The organism is Bacillus sp. AR4-2, from assembly GCF_008274865.1.
Lineage (GTDB): Bacteria > Bacillota > Bacilli > Bacillales > Bacillaceae_G > Bacillus_A > Bacillus_A cereus.
In genome coordinates, this window is sequence record NZ_CP031062.1 from 1159534 (window position 1) to 1179312 (window position 19779).

Below are 19779 nucleotides of genomic sequence, written 5' to 3' on the forward strand. Positions count from 1 at the left end.
ATAAAGCGTTCATTATATAGTAGATGCAAAACCGAAAGAAAATGACACGGACATTTGAATTATTGAAAAGAAATCTTAAACTACTTGAACAATTTAAAAAAATGGAAAGTTTAGTATATGTATAACATATGATTGATTTGGAAGAGGGTGATTATGTTGAACAAGCAAGGAATTACAATTAGTTTATGTATGATTGTTCGAGATGAGGAGGAGACAATAGCCCGTTGTTTAGACACAGTTGAAAAAATTGTGGATGAAATTATAGTGGTTGATACAGGCTCCGTCGATCGAACGAAAGAAATCGTAGAGAAATACACTTCTAACATATATGATTTCCAGTGGATTGATGATTTTGCAGCAGCAAGAAATTTTTCTTTTTCAAAAGCGACGCAAGAGTATATATTGTGGCTAGATGCAGATGACGTATTATTAGAAGATGCTCAAGAAGCATTGAAACTTTTAAAAAGAGAATTAGATCCTAAAATTGATGCTGTTTCGATGCCTTATCATCTTGCGATGGATTCTAACGGGAAACCTTTATATTGTACAAAAAGAAATCGACTTGTAAAGCGTGAAAAACAATTCCAATGGTTTGGAAAGGTTCATGAGTATTTAGCTATTTCTGGTGAGGTTTTTAGTAGTAATGTTGCTATTACACATAAAAAAGAAAAAAAAGTAACAAATCGTAATTTGAAAATTTTTCAAAATACTGTAGCGGCAGGTGAAGAATTAAGTCCGAGAGATTTATTTTATTACGCAAATGAATCTACGGATAACCAAAAATATGATGATGCAGTTCTTCTATATGAAACATTTCTTAATCAAGACGAAGGATGGTATGAAGAGAAAATTTATGCATGTGGTAAGTTAGGAGATTGCTATGCAAAGCTCGGAATGTGGGAGAAGGCAATCGAATCTTGTGTGAAGTCGTTTCGGTATGGCGTCCCTAGAGGAGAGAATTGTACAAGAATAGGATATATATATATGGAACAAGAAAAATATAATGAAGCGATATTTTGGTTTAAACTTGCAACGGAAGTACCAATGGCAACGGAGAGTCCTTTCCATAGTCCAGCTAGCTACACATGGCTACCCTATTTACAAATGTGTATTTGTTATAGCAGGTTAGGGGAGCAGGATAAAGCGTATTATTACAATGAATTAGCAGCTTCTTATGTTCCGAATAATGCTGCAATTGAATATAACCGTAAATATTTTCGGGGAGTTTTTGATAAACCATATAAAGTGTAATAGGTTTCGTTTTTTAGAAATGATGTATCGTTATTCTAACTCTAATAGATTGGTTATATATTAGAGTATCAGTAACGTAACCAATATAAATAAAAGGTTTTATACTACTATTTGTGGGCTAATAATCAGTGGGGGATGAACAAAATCTGCACTTTATAGAATTCATATGAGATTTATATTTCTAATTCAATTTGCATAAGGAGTGTGTGAAATGAGTCGCGAAAAAAGTTCTTTATATGAAGAAAAATCCGAGCATTATTATAATGCAGCGAATCCGAATTTATTAAAGCATATAAAAAAGGAATGGAAAGAAGTTCTTGATATTGGTTGCTCGAGCGGTGTATTGGGAGCAGCTATTAAAGAAAACGGTACACGTGTATCAGGAATTGAGGCATTTCCAGAGGCGGCAGAAAAAGCGAAGGAAAGACTAGATCATGTTATTTTAGGGGATATAGAAAAAATAGATCTTCCTTATGAGGAGGGGCAATTTGATTGCGTCATATTTGGGGATGTATTAGAGCATTTATTTAATCCATGGGCTGTAATAGAAAAAGTAAAGCCATATATAAAGCAAAATGGTGTGATTTTAGCAAGTATACCAAACGTTGCTCATATTTCAGTATTAGCTCCCTTGCTTGCTGGAAATTGGACGTATACAGAATATGGTTTATTAGATAAAACACATATTCGTTTCTTTACATTCAATGAAATGCTAAGAATGTTTTTAAAAGCAGGATATTCAATTAGTAAAGTAGATCGTGTATATGTTGATCATAAAATGTATGAGCCGCTTATTGAGGAGTTATATGGAATTTGTAAAAAATATCGTCTTGGAAGTGGCTTCATGGCTGAGACAGTTGTATTTCAGTATATTATTGAAGCTGAAAAATCACAATTATGAGTGCTGCAGACAAAACAATATTATTTGTTACATGTATAAATGATCGGAAATTGTATGCAAACTGCGTGCGACATATATTGCAATTGTTAGTACCGCCAGGATATATTGTCCAATTTATGCCGATTCGAAATGCGAAAAGTATGACGAGTGGATACAATCAAGCCATTTCGCATCCAGCAAAGTATAAAGTGTATATACATCAAGATGTTTTTATTATAAATAGAGCCTTTTTATACGGATTACTTCAATTATTTGAGGAACATGAACATCTTGGTATGATTGGGATGGTTGGAGCGCAATATGTTCCTCCAACTGGTGTATGGAACGAAGGGCGTGGAATTGTAGGAAAGGTCATTGGTTATATGAATGATTTGTTTTATATGGCAAGTTTAGAACAACCGTATCATGAATCAAAAACATTTATTCCTGTAGAATGTATTGATGGTTTATTAATGGCGACACAATATGATGTTCCGTGGCGAGAAGACTTATTTGACGGATTTGATTTTTATGATGTATCTCAATCGTTTGAATTTAAAAAAGCAGGATATACAGTTGGTGTACCTGTACAGCGCGATGCTTGGTGTATCCATTATCATTTTGATGTGAATATGACGAACTATGAAAAGTATCGAAAAATATTTGTGGAACACTATATGTCAGATATAAATAAGGAAGAATAAAAGGGGGGACAAAAATGAAAGATCATACAATATTAGTCGTTGTTTGTGTAAATAATGAGGAGCTTTTCAAACAATGTGAGAGCCAAATAAGAAACATTTTTGTTCCCCCTGGTTATGTCGTACAAATTTTTCCGATACGAGATGCACAAAGTATGGCGAGTGCATACAACCGAGCCCTTTCATATCCAGCGAAATACAAAGTGTATATACATCAAGATACATATCTTATTAATCGAGACATGTTTTCTACACTTATATCTCTTTTTAAAGAAAATGAAAAGCTTGGTTTAATAGGAGTCGCTGGAGCTCAGTTTTTACCGAATAACGGGATATGGTGGGAAGGAAAAAATTTAGTAGGGAAAGTGATTGAGTATAGAAGACGGAATTATCAATTATTAAATTTAGATCAGGTTTTTTATGGTAATCAACCATTTTTGTCAGTTCAGGCAATTGATGGTTTATTCATGGCAACGCAGTATGATATTCCGTGGCGAGAAGATTTGTTTCAAGGGTTTCACTTTTATGATGTGTCACAGTCTTTAGAGTTTCAAAGGGCTGGTTATTTAATCGGTATCCCAAATCAAGCAAATTTATGGTGTATTCATTACAACGGGGATGAGTTTGATGCGGATACATATGAGAAGTATCGGAAAGTGTTTGTAGAACATTACAAAGATATATTATCTCCATCATAAAGGAGAGATGCAAAGTGAAAGGAATTATTTTAGCAGGTGGTACTGGATCGAGATTATATCCAATAACGAAAGTAACGAATAAACATTTACTTCCTGTTGGTCGGTATCCAATGATTTATCATGCGGTATATAAGCTAAAACAATGCGATATTACAGATATTATGATTATTACAGGTAAAGAGCATATGGGGGATGTTGTTAGCTTTTTAGGGAGTGGTCATGAATTTGGAGTGTCCTTTACGTATCGTGTGCAAGATAAAGCGGGCGGGATCGCACAGGCGTTAGGGCTTTGTGAAGATTTCGTCGGGAATGATCGTATGGTAGTTATATTAGGTGATAATATTTTTTCAGATGATATTCTTCCGTATGTTGAAGAGTTTGCAAATCAAAAAGAAGGTGCGAAAGTGCTATTGCAATCTGTAGAAGATCCCGAAAGATTTGGCGTAGCACATATTCAAAACCGAAAAATAGTTGAAATTGAAGAAAAGCCGAAAGAGCCGAAAAGTTCTTATGCGGTTACGGGAATTTATTTGTATGATTCGAAAGTCTTTTCTTATATTAAAGAATTAAAACCTTCTGCACGGGGAGAACTTGAAATTACAGATATAAATAATTGGTATTTAAAACGAGGGGTACTTACTTATAATGAAATGAACGGCTGGTGGACTGATGCGGGAACTCATGCTTCGCTTCAAAAGGCGAATACGTTAGCGCGTGATATTAATTTTGGGAAACAGTTTAACGGAGAATAGGTGAGAATATGAAAGTTGTAGAAACAAATTTTACCGATGCAAAATTGTTAGAACCGAGGTTGTTTGGAGACGAGCGTGGCTTTTTTTCAGAGAGTTATAATAAGCAGGTGCTAGAAACATTAGGGATAACGTATTCATTTGTACAGGATAACGTATCTTATTCGGCTAAGGCAGGAACGATTCGGGGACTACACTTTCAAAAAAAACCGAAAGCACAAACGAAACTCATTCAAGTTATGCAAGGGGCAATTTATGATGTTATCGTTGATTTACGAAAAAAATCACCAACATTTAAACAATGGAAAGGATATATTTTAAGTGGAGATAACCATCGGCAATTACTAGTGCCAAAAGGGTTTGCGCATGGATTTTGCACGCTTGTTCCGCATACTATCGTTATGTATAAAGTAGATGAATATTATAGCGCAGAGCATGACTCAGGATTACTTTGGAAAGATAAAGATTTAGCAATTCCTTGGCCAGTAACCGATCCTATATTGTCCGATAAGGATCAGATATTACCATTATTAGAGGAATATGAAGATAGTTTTTAAGTAGGAGCGTTGTTTATGAATATATTAGTAACAGGTGGGGCTGGATTTATTGGAAGTAATTTCGTTCATTACATGCTACAAAGTTATGAAACATATAAAATTATTAATTACGATGCATTAACATATAGCGGGAATTTAAATAACGTAAAATCTCTTCAGGATCACCCGAATTACTTTTTTGTAAAGGGAGAAATTCAAAATGGAGAGCTATTAGAACACGTTATAAAAGAGCGGGACGTACAAGTGATTGTAAATTTTGCAGCTGAATCACATGTGGACCGTAGTATTGAAAATCCGATTCCTTTTTATGATACAAATGTAATTGGGACGGTCACTTTATTAGAACTAGTTAAAAAATATTCGCATATAAAACTTGTGCAAGTATCAACGGATGAAGTGTATGGCTCTTTAGGAAAAACAGGGAAGTTCACAGAGAAAACGCCGTTAGCTCCAAATAGTCCATATTCTTCAAGTAAGGCGAGCGCGGACATGATAGCTCTATCTTACTATAAAACATATCAATTACCGGTTATAGTAACGCGTTGTTCTAACAATTATGGACCGTACCAGTATCCTGAAAAATTAATTCCATTAATGGTTACGAATGCACTAGAAGGAAAAAAACTACCGTTATATGGTGATGGTTTAAATGTAAGAGATTGGTTACATGTAACGGATCATTGCAGTGCGATTGACGTTGTTTTGCATAAGGGACGTGTCGGAGAAGTATATAATATAGGTGGAAATAATGAAAAAACAAATGTAGAAGTTGTGGAACAAATTATTACTCTTTTAGGAAAAACAAAAAAAGACATTGAATATGTTACAGATCGTTTAGGGCACGATCGTCGTTATGCGATTGATGCAGAGAAAATGAAGAATGAATTTGATTGGGAACCGAAATATACGTTTGAACAAGGATTACAAGAGACGGTGAAATGGTATGAAAAGAATAAGGAATGGTGGAAACCACTAAAAGACCAGTAAGGGGCATGTTAAATGAAAGAGAGGGTTATCATAACAGGAGCAAACGGTCAATTAGGAAAGCAACTATTTGAAGAGTTAGACTCTGAAGAATATGATATATATCCATTTGATAAAAAGTTATTAGATGTGACAAATATATCCCGAATACAACAAGTGGTACAAGAAATAAAACCACATATAATTATTCATTGTGCTGCCTATACGAAAGTAGATCATGCGGAGAAAGAACAGGATCTTGCATATAGAATAAATGCAATCGGAGCTCGAAATGTAGCGGTTGCTTCACAATTAGTAGGGGCGAAGCTAGTTTATATTAGTACTGATTATGTATTTCAAGGCGCCAGACCAGATGGATACGACGAATTTCATAGTCCAGCACCGATAAATATATATGGGGCCTCTAAGTATGCGGGGGAGCAGTTCGTCAAAGAGTTACATAATAAATATTTTATCGTTCGCACATCGTGGCTATATGGTAAATATGGGAATAATTTTGTGAAAACGATGATGCGATTAGGAAAAGAAAGAGATGAAATATCTGTTGTAGCGGATCAAGTTGGCTCTCCTACGTATGTGGCGGATTTGAATATGGTTATTAATAAGCTCATTCATACTTCTTTATACGGTACATACCACGTATCAAACAGAGGCTCATGCTCTTGGTTTGAATTTGCACAAAAGATATTTTCGTACGCCAATATGAAAGTGCATGTATTACCTGTTTCAACGGAAGAATTCGGGGCTGCGGCTGCGAGGCCCAAATATTCTATTTTTCAACATAACATGCTAAGATTAAATGGTTTTTCACAAATGCCGTCTTGGGAAGAAGGATTAGAGCGGTTTTTTATAGAAACCAAAAGTCATTAACAAATTTCTGTTAATGACTTTTTTGTTTGCCTTTAAGCGGTTTTATGGTACTATAATTATAGTATCAGGTACTAATGACAAGTATAAGTATTTCTGGGAGGATATATCATGGAACTATTACAAGGGAAAACATTTGTTGTTATGGGCGTTGCGAACCAAAGAAGTATTGCATGGGGAATAGCTCGCTCTTTGCATAATGCAGGTGCAAAATTAATATTCACATATGCAGGAGAACGTTTAGAAAGAAACGTTCGTGAATTAGCGGACACATTAGAAGGACAAGAATCACTTGTATTACCTTGTGATGTAACGAATGATGAGGAACTTACAGCTTGCTTTGAAACAATTAAACAAGAAGTAGGTACTATTCACGGTGTAGCACATTGTATTGCTTTTGCAAATCGCGATGACTTAAAAGGTGAATTTGTAGATACTTCTCGCGATGGATTTTTACTTGCACAAAATATTAGTGCATTCTCTTTAACAGCTGTAGCAAGAGAAGCAAAAAAAGTAATGACAGAAGGCGGAAATATTTTAACGTTAACATACCTTGGCGGCGAGCGCGTTGTGAAAAATTATAACGTTATGGGTGTTGCGAAAGCTTCATTAGAAGCGAGCGTGAAATATTTAGCGAACGATTTAGGTCAACACGGTATTCGTGTTAACGCTATTTCTGCAGGACCAATTCGTACGTTATCTGCAAAAGGTGTAGGCGATTTCAACTCAATCTTAAGAGAAATTGAGGAGCGCGCACCACTTCGTCGCACAACAACGCAAGAAGAAGTTGGCGATACAGCAGTATTCCTATTCAGTGATTTAGCTCGAGGTGTAACAGGAGAAAACATTCACGTTGATTCAGGGTATCATATCCTAGGATAAATATAATATTAAATTTTAAAGGACAATCTCTAAATGATGAGATTGTCCTTTTTATTTGTTCTGAGAAAGAACGATTTTTAACGAAAGTTCTTATCAGGTGATGAATATAACTATAATAGTACACGATTTATTTAGCTACGTATGGAAGTGGGAGGGACGAGTGTGAAGAATAAAAATAAAAGTTCAACAGTTGGAAAACCGTTGTTATATATCACGCAAGTAAGTTTAGAACTTGCTGCACCGAAAATAAAAAGGATTATCCTGACAAACTTTGAAAATGAAGATCAAAAAGAGAAAAGTAATAGACAAGAAAATATTGTAAGTAGTGCTGTGGAAGAGGTAATAGAACAAGAACAACAAGAAGAGCAGCAAGTGGAAGAAAAAATAGAAGAAAAAGAAGAACACGCAGAACAAGAAGAGCAAGAAGAGCAAGAACCAGAACCAGTAAGAACTGTCCCGTATAATAAATCATTTAAGGATATGAATAATGATGAAAAAATTCATTTTTTACTAAACCGCCCTCATTACATTCCGAAAGTAAGGTGCAGAATAAAAACAGCTACAGTCTCATATGTTGGATCGATCATATCGTATCGAAATGGCATTGTATCTATTATGCCGCAAAATAGTATGAGAGATATTAGGCTGTCTATAGATGATATCCAATCGATTAGTATGGCCGGTTTTTAAATATGTAAAGGTGGTAGAAAGCTTCTACCACCCCAATAGTTTTTTAGTTTACTTTACGATAGAAACGTCGCGTAAGCATTGAATCGCACAGAAACAGCTTAAATCAACAGTAATGCAAGTAGTTGTAGATATTAATCTTGCATTTGGTACAGCTAAAAACGTACAAATTGGATCGTCACCAGGTGGTACCGGAGAACTGTCACCTAAAACTACAGTTAATACACGTAGTACAGCACAGCTATCGTCATCTACACTTTCCACACGGAAAATTGGAGAACGGCAGCTAGTAAGGCTTGATGATGGTGCAAATGCTTCAAAAGGTTCTCCAGTTTTTGTGTATAAAATAAAAGGGCGTGTATTAGCTACTGATGCAGTATTGTGTGCACCTAAGAATGGGATTTCACAACCAGATCCACATGTTGTTGTAGAACAATCTTGTAATTCATTGATGAATTTTACAACGTCAACTACACAATGAGAAGAGCCATGGTGTTTATTTTCGTTACAACTCATTAATGTCACTCCTTATCTTCTTGTTTGTATTTACATTAATAAGATATTGGAGTCGAGGAGATTTGGTCACAATCTCAAGACCTTTTTTTTTAAATAGGCGAAAGAGGATAAGGGAAGGTGGAATCATGCTGTTTACAAGCTGGCTTTTATTTTTTATTTTTGCGTTAGCTGCTTTTAGGCTCACTCGTTTAATTGTTTATGATAAAATTACAGCCTTTTTGCGAAGACCATTTATTGATGAATTAGAGATTACGGAGCCGGATGGAAGTGTATCAACGTTTACAAAAGTGAAAGGTAAAGGATTAAGAAAGTGGATTGGCGAATTGTTAAGCTGTTATTGGTGTACAGGTGTATGGGTTAGTGCTTTTTTATTAGTCTTATATAATTGGATTCCTATCGTTGCAGAACCGTTACTTGCATTATTAGCCATTGCAGGAGCAGCAGCAATCATTGAAACGATTACAGGATATTTTATGGGAGAATAATATATTTTCATAATAAGAGAAAAAGCGGAGTTTAAAAGAATGAGGGAACGGAAATAAAGAGTTGTTCATATAGTAAATAGACAGAATTGACAGTAGAGGAGATGTTTGCTGTGAGCAATAATCCAAGGCAAAATTCATATGACCTGCAGCAGTGGTATCATATACAGCAACAACACCAAGCACAACAACAGGCATATCAAGAACAATTACAACAACAAGGATTTGTGAAGAAAAAGGGATGCAATTGTGGGAAAAAGAAGAACACAATAAAACAATATGAAGAATGAAACACTCATGCTACTGTGAGTGTTTTTTATTATATATAAAAAGCGGTATTTCTGTATTAGAAATACCGCTTTTTACTAGCTAATTTGTGCAACTGTTAATGCTGCAGCACGAATGTCTACAGTTCCAATTAACTGAACTGGCACAATTTGAATTAAGTCACCAGGATTTAAGTTAATAAGAATAACACCGCTGGATACGTCTACTTCACCAGTACCAATAACGTTAGAACGAACTGCTGTACCTGATCCAGGAATAATATTAGCTGGTGTATTTAATGATAAGAAGAAACGACCAGCTTCTGGTGCAACAGGTGAGTTATCAAGACTAATTGTTAATGTATAACTGATTTGATAAATACCAGCTCGTAGAATTCGAATGCCATCTCCGACACTTACTGTATCATTTATTACAGGAACAGTAATATTTGGGTTTGGACTTACGCTAGGTAATAATAGTGGTGTAAATAGTGAAGCAAACTGAGGTGCAGACGCGTTGAAAGCAAAACCAAAGGCAGGTAGTGTACTAGCTGGCTTCGCCTCGCAATCGATTTTAGTAAATTCGCAATCAGAAGAGAACATGTTTTTCACTCCTTTATCTGTTTCTACTTTCAGTTAATGAAAAGGACAGGTTCTATGTTCTAGACAAGTTCCCAATTTTAAGAAATTTACATAAGAATACTCTTTAAGCATGGATTGGGTGGCAGAATTATCTGCCACCCAATCCATGCTTAACTCATTATTTAGTTTTAAATAGAAACATCGCGTAAGCATTGAATAGCGCAGAAGCAACTTAAATCAACAGTAATGCAAGTGGAGGTTGATATTAGTCTTGCATTTGGTACAGCTAAAAACGTACAGATTGGGTCGTCACCAGGTGGTACAGCGGTACCATCACCTAAAACTACAGTTAATACACGCAATACAGCACAGTCATCATCATCTATACTTTCTACGCGGAAAATGGGAGAACGGCAGCTAGTAAGGCTTGAAGATGGTGCAAATGCTTCAAAAGGTTCTCCAGTTTTTGTGTATAAAATAAAAGGACGTGTATTCGCTACTGATGCATTGTTATGTGCACCTAAAAATGGAACTTCGCAACCAGATCCACATGTTGTCGTTGCACATTCTTGTAGTTCATGTATAAAACGAACAACATTCGATACACAGTTGAAATCACACTCATGTTGATGATCTTCATTACAATTGCAGCTCATTATGTTCACTCCTTCTCGTGAGTTCTGACATACACTATTACAATATGAGTGGAATATGGCTGATATTACGTTAATTCTCACGATAAAAACAAGGAATTTATATAGGAGGGATGTACATAACGTGATATAAAAAAAGACATCCTTATTTAGTGGATGTCTTTTCAGGTAAATCTTTTCGCACAGTATATAAAAAACGAGATATATCTAATTTCTTTCCTCTGAAAAATTGCGGAGAAGAAATATAAAGTTCTTCTTTCGCACGTGTAATGGCGACATACAGTAATCGGCGTTCTTCTTCTAACGCTTCAGAAGTTTCCGTAACACGATCATTTGCATCTTTTAAAGAAGAAGTATGAGGCAGGATTCCATCACTTGCTCCAAGTAAAAAGACACATGGAAATTCAAGGCCTTTTGCGTTATGGATTGACATAAGTGAAACGGCATCTTTTTGCGGCATTGTTTTTAATGCTTCCATTTCTTTTTGACCTTGAATCGCCTCGTCGATAAATTGTAAATAAGCTGGAATATCGGTGAAACGAGTTGCAGACTCCATTAATTCTTCCAACATTTCTTCTTGTATGTCTTTATGCATCGTAAAGGAAGAACGATCGTTACTTTGTAAGTACTCTAAATATTTTCCTTTACCATGAATGATTTCTTTTAATGCTTTTTTCGGTTCTAATTCTTTAATAAACTTAATAAAATCGATGCGCTCATTTACCTTTTTCACTTGAAAAGGTTTTAAGCTTGGATTTAATAGTAAGAAATGAAGAAGAGAAGGGAAGCGTCCCTCACCATATTTCCATTGTTCACGTTCAATAAATGAAATACAATCATCACGTCCGATATACATCGTCGGCAATATGTTTGAAAGTGATTCTAGTCGAAACGGCTCAATCACGAGTCTTAAATGATCTAATACAGGCTTGATTAAAGAATGTTCATAAAATGATTGGCTCGCCCCGTGTTTAATAAACGGGATTTTATGAATGGTAAGCTGATCAAGTAACGAACGACTTACAGAATGTGTGCGATACAGTAAACAAAAATCTTTAAAGTTACGTTCACCACTCTCTACTTTTTCTTGAATAAGCTGCAAAATTTGATTTGCTTCGTCAAGAGTCGTAGCAGGTCTTGCATAAAAAGGTTGTACACCTTCCTCACGAACAGAGTATAGCTCTTTATCAAAACGTTCTTGATTTAATTTTATAACTTCATTTCCAAGCCCGACGATAAAGGGATTGGATCGATAATTCGTATTTAGTGCAATGATTGTTGTGTTATCAAATTCTTTGGGAAAAGATAAAATAATTTGGTGACTTGCTCCTCGCCAGCCGTATATCGCCTGGTCGTCATCACCTGCGATAAATAAATTATTTCTTGGCGTGGCTAACAATTTTACGATTTCATATTGTGCATACGATGTATCTTGAAACTCATCTACTTCAATGTAGTGAAACCGTTGTTGTAATTGAGTTAGTAAAGGAGCATTATTTTCTAACATATAATATGTTTCCAATAAGATGTCATCGAAATCAATATAATTGTATCTTTGTTTTACCTCTTCAAAACGTTCGTATACTTCTTTAAATTCTTGTTCGACTGGTGTTTTCGCTTTTACATCTTTCGGACGATTTAATTTGTTTTTCTCAAGTGAAATCATCGCGAGCATCGTTTCCGCATCATAATCGTCTTTTAAACGCAATTCTTTTAAGATTTTCTTTATCATAATTTGTTTATGTTTTTCATTTGCTAAAATTTGCTGATTATACCCTTGGCTACGAAGCAATTTTAAGAAAACAGAGTGGAATGTACCAGCAACTACGTAGCTACTTGCTGCATGATTCATGCCTGGTAACTTCGCAACACGACTTCGTATTTCTTCAGCTGCTTTTTGTGTAAATGTAAGTAATAAAATATTTCGTGGATGAACTTGTTTTACATTTACTAAATAACCAACGCGAGTTGTTAAAACAGATGTTTTCCCGCTTCCGGCACCAGCTAGTGTAAGAACAGGACCTTCTGTTGTGCGCACGGCTTCTAATTGTTTTTCGTTTAAAAAAACATTTTGTTGTTCAAGAGCGCGGAAATAAGCCGCATCTACATCTTCTTCCATAATTAAATGGGTAGATGTTTTCGGAATATGATATGTCGCACGCGGAATATCAGCGTGTGTTAACGATTTTTGTGAAAATTTTTCTTGTGTCATATGTTCACCTTCAAAACTATAGCATCAACATTTAACTTTAGCGGAAGAAAAAGAAAATAGCAATGTAAAAAAACAGGAGGGGTCACCTCCTGCTTTCAAATTACAATTCTTTTATCATTACGACGTGCGGGATATTTGCTTCCATAAATACATCAGAACTTGTTACATATCCAAGTTTTTTATAGAAATCTTCAGCATGTGTTTGAGCGTGAAGTTTCAATTTTGGTAGCGAATTTTCTTTTGCATACGCTTCAAGCGAATCCATAACAATTTTTCCAATCCCTTTTTTGCGATGGGAATTTAGCACGCAAATGCGTTCCATTTTTCCTATACCATCAAGGATGCGAAAACGTCCAGCACCAACTGGAACATCATTGTCATATATAACAACGTGTGTTGAAGTTTCTTCAAACTCATCGTACTCTTCTTCAGCAGAGACACGTTGTTCATTTACAAACACTTGTTTACGTACAGAGAATGCATCTCTTAGTTGTTCGTCCGTTTGTACAATCTGTGCATGCAAATTAGTTGTTCCCCTTTCCAAGACGGAATGTTTCGTGTACAGTCCATGTTCCATTTTCTAATTGATATAGAAGATGGAAACGATCAATTGGTTGTTCATAATAGAAATCTTTCATACGTAGTCGGCCCAATACATCAGCATGCTCTGCGTCTGATAAGCCTTGTCCGATTGTTAAATGAGGTACGAAAGCATATTCGCGTTCTTGCGTGAATAACCCGCCATGCATTTCTTCATTTAAGAAAGTAAGTTCAGGTGTTTTTTCTACTTTAAAGTAAAGGACGTTATTAACAGGTGCGAATGAACCAACTTTCCCAACATGAAGGGTGAAAGGGTTCGTTTTACTTGCGATTGTATGTAACTCGTTTACAATCGACTCTAATTGTTCATCTTGCGCCTCAAAGGGTGTTTTCAATGTAATATGTGGCGGAACTAATGCGTAGTGCGGGTCATAACGTTTACGCAATCCGTTCGCTTTATCTTGAATCATTTTAGATGGAAAAATTACAATGCCTAATTTCATGTTCCAATTCCTCCCTTTGTAAGTCTAGTTAGATTTTGAGATAAATAAATCTCTTTATCTATTATATCAAATTATTCTGAATACTGCTCTCTATTATTTCATTGATAGAATATGAGAGAAGGCTTTCGGTAAATCAGTCTGCCAATATTTCCAAGTATGATTGCCTCCAAATTCCTCGTAATGCGTGATGAAGTTTCTATCTGTAAGAAGCGTATTTAACTCACGGTTCGGCCCTACGAAATCAGATACTTGTCCATCAGTACGCTTTACAGCCGTTTCTTCTGTACCGATGACGTGATACAGTTCTAACGCCTGTGGATCTTTGAATTCTTTTGCTAAGTTCATCACTGTCTCATCCACAAATGGTGATTGCATAACGACTTTACCGAATGTATGCGGATACATAAGTGCAGTCATAAAGGAAACTGTTCCGCCAAGAGAATCACCAATTAAAACACGACCTTTTCCCATTTGATACGTTGGATAATTTTCATCAATATATGGTGCAAGTTCATGAGCAAGGAAACGAATATATGCAGCATTTTTCACTTCATTTGGGAAATATTTTTCTTTACGATCATGTACATTTTTATATGGAATACCGACAATAATTGTACGGTCAATTTCTTCGGTTTCACGAAGGCGCTCAATTACACGGTGCGCTTTACCGAGCTGAAAATAATCTCTACCATCTTGTGCAATTACAACTGTATGTTTGTGCAGTGGTGTGTAATTTACTGGTAAATAAACGAGAAGTGTAACATCTTCTTGAAGTGATGCGCTATAAAATGAAATTTCTTCAATTCTCCCTATTGTTTGACTCATGTAGATCCCCCTAAATAAAAATTTACTGTAACGATTGTAAGAGCGACGCTTGTAGTGAAAAGGAAAGAAATATTCACTAATTGGTGCCTTAATTTCTATTTTACCATAATGGTACGAAGAATCTAAAAAATTAGTATTTAAGTTATGAAAGAAAACGGATATAATGAAGTGGGATTTTTGACAGGTGAGAGGGGAGACAGGATTTGAAACAAGAAAAATCAATCGCACTACCATTGGCTATTTCTATAATTGCCATTTCCTTTGCAGCAGTTTTTGTAAAGATGTCCTCAGCACCATCTTCAATATTAAGTATGTACCGCTTATGGATTATCGTACTTATTATGCTGCCTATCGTATGGAAAAAAAGAGAGGAATTTAATAGGATTCAAATGAAAGATTGGGGCTTTTTAATTGGATCTGGTTTCTTTTTAGCACTTCATTTTCTTTTATGGTTTGAATCTTTAAAGCATACAACAGTTGCTAGTTCAACAATTATTTTGGCGCTTCAACCAATCGTATCTTTAGTTGGAGGTTTTTTTCTATTTAAAGAAAGAACAACATATTCAGCCATTGCAACGATGGGAATCGCTATTTTAGGAGTAATGTGCATTGGTTGGGGAGATTTAGGTTTAAGTAAGCAAGCAATTTATGGTGACATATTATCCTTTCTAAGTGTAATAGCGGTTGTCGGTTATTTATTTATCGGGCAAACGACAGTGAAGAAAGTATCGCACTGGATTTATAGCTTTACAGTCTTTGCGTTCGCAGGTCTTTTTATGGGGATTTATAATGTCATATTACAAGTACCCTTTACAGGTTATACGAAGTGGGATTGGACTGTTTTTCTTTTACTTGCGGTTGTGCCGACAGTGTCACATGTAATTAATAACTGGCTATTAAATTATGTAAATGCAACGACAATTTCAATGAGTATTTTAGGAGAACCTGTTGGAGCATCTATACTTGCGTTCTTCTTACTTGGAGAAAAATTAAATGCAATGCAAATTATCGGTAGCATGCTCGTATTGTTTGGTGTATCTGTTTTCTTACTACAGCAACAAAAGCGAACAGCAAAAAATGTCGTAAACGAGCCGGTGTATACACAGGAATTATAGTGTTAGGGGAGAAAAGAGAAGTTGTGATACTTCTCTTTTTGTTTTATAGAAATACGGGTGTAGAAGGGGGAGGAAAATGGAAGAGATATTAAAGAAGTATATGAATGGATTTACAACACTAAGTGAAGAAGAGCAGCAAATGATCCTCAGTGAATTACAAATTGAAGAATATAAAAAAGGAACAGTGCTCCTAAGACAAGGAAATGTTCCGTTAAAATGTTATTTTGTATTAAAAGGATGCGTTAGGCAACATAGTATAGATGAAGCAGGGAAAGAAGTTACATCAAATTTTTATACAGAAGAACAGGCAATTTCGAATTTTTATACAGAAGAACAGGCAATTTCGAATTTCAACCATCATAAACAAGATAAATCTTCATCATATACGTTAACGTGTTTAGAAGATTGTACTGTAGTTGTTGGTGATCTACATAGTGAAAAGGACATGTATAATAAGTATTCACAATTAGAAGAAATGACGCGTAAAATGATCGAGTACAATTTCGGTGAAGTACAAGATGAACTTGCTGTATTTATCTCATCGACACCAGAAGAGCGATATAAAACATTGTTACGAAAACGCCCGTATTTAATTCATCGCGTTCCACAATATCAGCTAGCAAGCTATCTTGGCATGACACCAGAATCATTAAGTAGAATTAAGAAACGGCTTAATTAGAGTGTTTACCACCTTTCAATAATAGCCATATCGCAAGTCCTAATTCACCTGCAATCATAGGTAATTGGAATAGTGATTGTATGATTGAAATCATTGTATCGTATTGTGTAAACATTGTATTCATGACGTGAATTAGCATATAACCGGTAGCAGCAATGAACAGCAGTATACTAATAAACTTTGGTATCTGTTTAGAGAGAAAAGCTACATAGCCTAAAACGAAAAGATGCAATCCAAAAATGATCAGTCCTACAGACCGAATGTATTCGAATGCACTGAGAAACAACATTGTATATGTTTCTGGATTTGCAATTGTATTTTTTGAAAGCAATAATGCCAATATTAGATTGAATATAGCAATCCCAAGTATAGCTGTATACATAAGACGAAGTAAAGCGGCTAGTAATGAGAGGCTAGTATGAATTGGTTTTAGAAAGAAATAAAGAGCCCACGCGGCGACAATATCAGTGATAAAAATGATAATCCACCCAAAAACTTCCGCTTTGAAAAGTGAATTTGAAGTTTGGATATTATGGAATGTTGTACTCGCATCTCCTTGTATAACGAGATTTCCATGAACAAAACCGTAAGAAAAAAATGCAATGAATGCCATAACAAGAAGAGATGTGCTAGCAAATAAGGCGTACTTTCGTTCAGTCATAATACGTCCTCCTTTTCTAATATTGTTTTCATTGTAATAGGGAAGAGGAGGAGATTCATTGACTTAAATCAAGAGAGGGAAAGTTTAGTGGAATTTCCATCAAAAAAAGATGTATGGTTATATCCAAGTTTTTTATTAATCTTGTAAAAAGTAAAAACTCAAATATTGAAATCAAGTAAAAGAGTGGCTATGAAGCCACTCTTTTACTTTGGATTTGTCATATAAGGTTGTACATGAATGACACATAGGTCACGAAATTTGCCTTCAGCAGTTGTGACAATTACGACTGCTTTACCTGCACTTTTTCCAGTAATCGTCACGGTGTCACCTTTTGGATATATGGTGATGATATCAGAATTCATATTTGACCAAATAAGCTCTTTATTCGTTGCTTGTATTGGTAAAATGGAAGCTGATAACACAATGTTTTGTCCTGTTTTTATTTTTAATTTATGTTTTTCCATATGAACACCGATGACTGAAATAACAGAAGGAGCAATTGAAATTTTAGGCGGGTTAGGTTGCATGTTTAAACAAGACGCAGAAGTATTTGTGATAGGTGAAAATTTTCGTGTTTGTTGTTGCTGGAAAGCTGCTAACATGTTGGAGTCCCCTTTCTGTATAAGTGCTGATACTCATACTATAAAGGAGTAGTGTTATGTTAAATTTAACGAAACATAAAGAATTTGTTAAATTTGATAAGAAGATTGTCGAACTGTAAAAAATCTCTGCTGTTATGATAACAGCAGAGATTTTTTATAAATTATGACGATGTTGTTTTTCGAAATCCTCAAATTGCTCTTCAACTTCTTTTGAAGGTTGTGTTAGTAAACTAACAATTACGATGGCTAGTAAACTAATAGCGAAACCAGGAATCATTTCATATAAGAAATCTTTTAAGAATTTGAATTGAGTCCATATAATAACAGTAGCGGCACCAGAAATCATACCGGCAAGTGCGCCCCATTTCGTCATACGTTTCCAATATAAGCTTAATAAAATAGCAGGTCCAAATGAAGAACCGAACCCAGCCCAAGCGTATCCAACAAGAGCTAAAATTGTATCATTTTGTTTAAACGCTAAAGCGCATCCAACTAATGCAATAACAAGTACAGCCATACGACCGACAAATACAAGCTCTTTATCAGAGGCAGAGCGTTTAAAGAATGTACGATATAAGTCTTCCGTTACTGCACTTGAAGTAACAAGTAACTGAGATGAGATTGTACTCATAATCGCTGCTAAAATAGCGGCTAATAAGAATCCAGTAATAAGTGGATGGAATAAAATTTTTCCTAGTTCAAGGAAAATTGTTTCTGGGTTAGATAATGTTAACTCTTGTTGTGAATAGTAAGCAATACCGATAAGACCAGTAAACATAGCTCCGACAACAGAGAAAATCATCCAGCTCATACCAATTCTTCGTGCGCTTTTCAGTTCTTTTACGGACGAAATCGCCATAAAGCGTACGATAATATGAGGTTGTCCAACATAACCAAGCCCCCATGCGAATAAAGAAATCATTCCTAAAGTAGAGGCCCCTTTAAAAATATCTAAACGTGTTGGATCTACAGAGCGGATTGTATCAAATGCAGGTCCAAGTCCATTCGAATTCATAATTGTTACGATAGGAACAAGAATAAGAGCAACTACCATAATGATTCCTTGCACGAAGTCTGTCCAACTTACTGCTAAGAAACCACCAAATAATGTGTAAGCGACAACAACGCCAGCTACAATGAATAATCCAACATGATAGTTCATGCCAAATGAATTTTCAAATAATACAGCGCCTGAAACTAATCCTGAAGCTACATAGAAAGTAAAGAAAATCATAATAACAAGTCCAGATACTAAACGTAGCATATGAGATTTGTCGTGGAAACGGTGTTCCAAAAATTCTGGGATAGTAATAGAGTTATTTGCAATTTCTGAGTAGGTACGTAAGCGAGGAGCGACATAAAGCCAGTTTGCGTATGCGCCTAGTGTTAGGCCGATCGCAATCCAACTACTACTTAATCCAACGCTAAACATTGCACCGGGTAACCCCATTAAAAGCCAACCACTCATATCGGATGCTCCAGCACTTAATGCTGTTACTGCGGGGCCTAGTGTACGCCCGCCAAGCATATAATCTGTTAAGTTGGACGTTCGTTTATAGGCGAAATAGCCAATGACTAACATCCCGAGCATGTAAATTGAGATAGAAGTTAAAGTTAACATCTGCGTACTCATGTAGTTCCCCTTCCTTTTGTCATGTCTTTTGATGCGTTATGCATATTTATCCCGCATAAACGGGCAGTAAAACTCCCACCTTAAAATTGGCTGGGCAAGGAAATTAGGTGGGAGATCAACTGCCCGTAAATGCCCGATTGGTTCAACTAATAATCAGTGGGGAGAACAAAACCCTCACTGATTAAAGTTTCACTTTATAATCTATCATGATTATTCTGAAAAATCCATATAGAAATACGAATTTTCAGAAATGT

At 35.6% G+C, this 19779-nt stretch carries 24 protein-coding genes; 14 read left to right on the forward strand and 10 right to left on the reverse strand.

The genetic code is table 11. The features are described from left to right. Positions 1-153 precede the first annotated feature (153 nt). From DN399_RS06050 to DN399_RS06095, 10 genes are all read left to right on the forward strand, one after another. The gene (locus tag DN399_RS06050; RefSeq protein WP_000932908.1) at positions 154-1251 is read left to right on the forward strand and encodes a glycosyltransferase; all 1098 of its coding nucleotides are present in this window, start codon (positions 154-156) and stop codon (positions 1249-1251) included. 211 nt (positions 1252-1462) lie between these two features. Next, positions 1463-2152, forward strand: coding sequence for a class I SAM-dependent methyltransferase (locus DN399_RS06055; protein ID WP_149149405.1), 690 nt, complete (start codon positions 1463-1465; stop codon positions 2150-2152). Then, positions 2149-2835: a glycosyltransferase family protein gene (locus tag DN399_RS06060; protein ID WP_001271180.1), complete on the forward strand. Its 687-nt coding sequence runs from the start codon at positions 2149-2151 to the stop codon at positions 2833-2835. Before DN399_RS06055 ends, DN399_RS06060 begins: the two co-directional genes overlap by 4 nt. 14 nt (positions 2836-2849) lie before the next feature. Continuing rightward, positions 2850-3530: a glycosyltransferase family protein gene (locus DN399_RS06065; RefSeq protein ID WP_000651527.1), complete on the forward strand. Its 681-nt coding sequence runs from the start codon at positions 2850-2852 to the stop codon at positions 3528-3530. A gap of 14 nt (positions 3531-3544) precedes the next feature. After that, a complete protein-coding gene (locus tag DN399_RS06070) occupies positions 3545-4282 on the forward strand; it encodes a sugar phosphate nucleotidyltransferase (protein ID WP_000676157.1) in 738 nt (245 codons plus the stop codon). 8 nt (positions 4283-4290) lie between these two features. Next, complete coding sequence (gene rfbC / locus DN399_RS06075; protein ID WP_149149406.1) at positions 4291-4836, forward strand: dTDP-4-dehydrorhamnose 3,5-epimerase; 546 nt, start codon at positions 4291-4293, stop codon at positions 4834-4836. A gap of 15 nt (positions 4837-4851) precedes the next feature. Beyond that, positions 4852-5823 carry a dTDP-glucose 4,6-dehydratase gene (gene rfbB, locus DN399_RS06080; RefSeq protein ID WP_001024166.1) on the forward strand — a complete coding sequence of 324 codons (972 nt, stop codon included), beginning with the start codon at positions 4852-4854 and terminating at the stop codon, positions 5821-5823. A gap of 12 nt (positions 5824-5835) precedes the next feature. Continuing rightward, the gene (gene rfbD / locus DN399_RS06085) at positions 5836-6690 is read left to right on the forward strand and encodes a dTDP-4-dehydrorhamnose reductase (RefSeq protein WP_000664652.1); all 855 of its coding nucleotides are present in this window, start codon (positions 5836-5838) and stop codon (positions 6688-6690) included. 108 nt (positions 6691-6798) lie between these two features. After that, positions 6799-7569: an enoyl-ACP reductase FabI gene (gene fabI / locus DN399_RS06090; protein WP_000421886.1), complete on the forward strand. Its 771-nt coding sequence runs from the start codon at positions 6799-6801 to the stop codon at positions 7567-7569. Positions 7570-7710: 141 nt separating this feature from the next. Beyond that, on the forward strand, positions 7711-8259 hold the full coding sequence (locus tag DN399_RS06095; RefSeq protein WP_002023550.1) for a spore coat CotO family protein: 549 nt from the start codon (positions 7711-7713) through the stop codon (positions 8257-8259). Between the two features lie 48 nt (positions 8260-8307). On the opposite strand, the gene exsY is transcribed toward DN399_RS06095, so the two are convergent. After that, positions 8308-8772: an exosporium assembly protein ExsY gene (exsY, locus tag DN399_RS06100; protein WP_001277744.1), complete on the reverse strand. Its 465-nt coding sequence runs from the start codon at positions 8770-8772 to the stop codon at positions 8308-8310. A 125-nt stretch (positions 8773-8897) separates the two neighbouring features. On the opposite strand from exsY, the gene DN399_RS06105 reads away from it, so the two are divergent. After that, the gene (locus tag DN399_RS06105) at positions 8898-9257 is read left to right on the forward strand and encodes a DUF1360 domain-containing protein (protein WP_000899662.1); all 360 of its coding nucleotides are present in this window, start codon (positions 8898-8900) and stop codon (positions 9255-9257) included. A 101-nt stretch (positions 9258-9358) separates the two neighbouring features. Beyond that, positions 9359-9544, forward strand: coding sequence for a hypothetical protein (locus DN399_RS06110; protein ID WP_029948404.1), 186 nt, complete (start codon positions 9359-9361; stop codon positions 9542-9544). A gap of 75 nt (positions 9545-9619) precedes the next feature. On the opposite strand, the gene exsF is transcribed toward DN399_RS06110, so the two are convergent. From exsF to DN399_RS06140, 6 genes are all read right to left on the reverse strand, one after another. Continuing rightward, the gene (exsF, locus tag DN399_RS06115) at positions 9620-10123 is read right to left on the reverse strand and encodes an exosporium protein ExsF (RefSeq protein WP_000492939.1); all 504 of its coding nucleotides are present in this window, start codon (positions 10121-10123) and stop codon (positions 9620-9622) included. A 167-nt stretch (positions 10124-10290) separates the two neighbouring features. Further along, positions 10291-10758, reverse strand: coding sequence for a spore coat protein CotY (gene cotY, locus DN399_RS06120; RefSeq protein ID WP_001277719.1), 468 nt, complete (start codon positions 10756-10758; stop codon positions 10291-10293). A gap of 142 nt (positions 10759-10900) precedes the next feature. Then, a complete protein-coding gene (locus tag DN399_RS06125) occupies positions 10901-12967 on the reverse strand; it encodes an ATP-dependent helicase (RefSeq protein ID WP_000191204.1) in 2067 nt (688 codons plus the stop codon). A gap of 100 nt (positions 12968-13067) precedes the next feature. After that, a complete protein-coding gene (locus tag DN399_RS06130; protein WP_000543295.1) occupies positions 13068-13490 on the reverse strand; it encodes a GNAT family N-acetyltransferase in 423 nt (140 codons plus the stop codon). Position 13491: 1 nt separating this feature from the next. After that, on the reverse strand, positions 13492-14010 hold the full coding sequence (locus DN399_RS06135; RefSeq protein WP_000765862.1) for a YjcG family protein: 519 nt from the start codon (positions 14008-14010) through the stop codon (positions 13492-13494). Between the two features lie 93 nt (positions 14011-14103). Beyond that, positions 14104-14835: an alpha/beta hydrolase gene (locus DN399_RS06140; RefSeq protein WP_000084014.1), complete on the reverse strand. Its 732-nt coding sequence runs from the start codon at positions 14833-14835 to the stop codon at positions 14104-14106. Between the two features lie 203 nt (positions 14836-15038). On the opposite strand from DN399_RS06140, the gene DN399_RS06145 reads away from it, so the two are divergent. Next, entirely contained in the window at positions 15039-15950 is a 912-nt protein-coding gene (locus DN399_RS06145; RefSeq protein WP_000806939.1) for a DMT family transporter, read from the forward strand. Positions 15951-16026: 76 nt separating this feature from the next. Beyond that, positions 16027-16629 carry a Crp/Fnr family transcriptional regulator gene (locus DN399_RS06150; RefSeq protein ID WP_149149407.1) on the forward strand — a complete coding sequence of 201 codons (603 nt, stop codon included), beginning with the start codon at positions 16027-16029 and terminating at the stop codon, positions 16627-16629. On the opposite strand, the gene DN399_RS06155 is transcribed toward DN399_RS06150, so the two are convergent. From DN399_RS06155 to putP, 3 genes are all read right to left on the reverse strand, one after another. Continuing rightward, positions 16622-17290: a DUF4386 domain-containing protein gene (locus tag DN399_RS06155; RefSeq protein WP_149149408.1), complete on the reverse strand. Its 669-nt coding sequence runs from the start codon at positions 17288-17290 to the stop codon at positions 16622-16624. The genes DN399_RS06150 and DN399_RS06155 overlap by 8 nt on opposite strands. A gap of 203 nt (positions 17291-17493) precedes the next feature. Then, on the reverse strand, positions 17494-17892 hold the full coding sequence (locus DN399_RS06160; RefSeq protein ID WP_000878734.1) for an Ig-like domain-containing protein: 399 nt from the start codon (positions 17890-17892) through the stop codon (positions 17494-17496). Between the two features lie 154 nt (positions 17893-18046). After that, entirely contained in the window at positions 18047-19525 is a 1479-nt protein-coding gene (gene putP / locus DN399_RS06165; RefSeq protein WP_000107210.1) for a sodium/proline symporter PutP, read from the reverse strand. Between the last annotated feature and the right edge of the window lie 254 nt (positions 19526-19779).

Excerpts from the sequence above, each read along its gene's own strand:
- DN399_RS06065 (WP_000651527.1), top strand. The coding sequence starts at position 2,850 with ATGAAAGATCATACAATATTAGTCGTTGTTTGTGTAAATAATGAGGAG.
- DN399_RS06150 (WP_149149407.1), top strand. The coding sequence starts at position 16,027 with ATGGAAGAGATATTAAAGAAGTATATGAATGGATTTACAACACTAAGT.
- putP (WP_000107210.1), bottom strand. The coding sequence starts at position 19,525 with ATGAGTACGCAGATGTTAACTTTAACTTCTATCTCAATTTACATGCTC.
- exsY (WP_001277744.1), bottom strand. The coding sequence starts at position 8,772 with ATGAGTTGTAACGAAAATAAACACCATGGCTCTTCTCATTGTGTAGTT.
- rfbB (WP_001024166.1), top strand. The coding sequence starts at position 4,852 with ATGAATATATTAGTAACAGGTGGGGCTGGATTTATTGGAAGTAATTTC.
- rfbC (WP_149149406.1), top strand. The coding sequence starts at position 4,291 with ATGAAAGTTGTAGAAACAAATTTTACCGATGCAAAATTGTTAGAACCG.
- DN399_RS06110 (WP_029948404.1), top strand. The coding sequence starts at position 9,359 with ATGTTTGCTGTGAGCAATAATCCAAGGCAAAATTCATATGACCTGCAG.
- DN399_RS06060 (WP_001271180.1), top strand. The coding sequence starts at position 2,149 with ATGAGTGCTGCAGACAAAACAATATTATTTGTTACATGTATAAATGAT.
- DN399_RS06095 (WP_002023550.1), top strand. The coding sequence starts at position 7,711 with ATGGAAGTGGGAGGGACGAGTGTGAAGAATAAAAATAAAAGTTCAACA.
- DN399_RS06155 (WP_149149408.1), bottom strand. The coding sequence starts at position 17,290 with ATGACTGAACGAAAGTACGCCTTATTTGCTAGCACATCTCTTCTTGTT.
- DN399_RS06125 (WP_000191204.1), bottom strand. The coding sequence starts at position 12,967 with ATGACACAAGAAAAATTTTCACAAAAATCGTTAACACACGCTGATATT.
- exsF (WP_000492939.1), bottom strand. The coding sequence starts at position 10,123 with ATGTTCTCTTCTGATTGCGAATTTACTAAAATCGATTGCGAGGCGAAG.
- DN399_RS06055 (WP_149149405.1), top strand. The coding sequence starts at position 1,463 with ATGAGTCGCGAAAAAAGTTCTTTATATGAAGAAAAATCCGAGCATTAT.
- fabI (WP_000421886.1), top strand. The coding sequence starts at position 6,799 with ATGGAACTATTACAAGGGAAAACATTTGTTGTTATGGGCGTTGCGAAC.
- rfbD (WP_000664652.1), top strand. The coding sequence starts at position 5,836 with ATGAAAGAGAGGGTTATCATAACAGGAGCAAACGGTCAATTAGGAAAG.
- DN399_RS06160 (WP_000878734.1), bottom strand. The coding sequence starts at position 17,892 with ATGTTAGCAGCTTTCCAGCAACAACAAACACGAAAATTTTCACCTATC.
- DN399_RS06105 (WP_000899662.1), top strand. The coding sequence starts at position 8,898 with ATGCTGTTTACAAGCTGGCTTTTATTTTTTATTTTTGCGTTAGCTGCT.
- DN399_RS06135 (WP_000765862.1), bottom strand. The coding sequence starts at position 14,010 with ATGAAATTAGGCATTGTAATTTTTCCATCTAAAATGATTCAAGATAAA.
- DN399_RS06140 (WP_000084014.1), bottom strand. The coding sequence starts at position 14,835 with ATGAGTCAAACAATAGGGAGAATTGAAGAAATTTCATTTTATAGCGCA.
- DN399_RS06050 (WP_000932908.1), top strand. The coding sequence starts at position 154 with ATGTTGAACAAGCAAGGAATTACAATTAGTTTATGTATGATTGTTCGA.
- cotY (WP_001277719.1), bottom strand. The coding sequence starts at position 10,758 with ATGAGCTGCAATTGTAATGAAGATCATCAACATGAGTGTGATTTCAAC.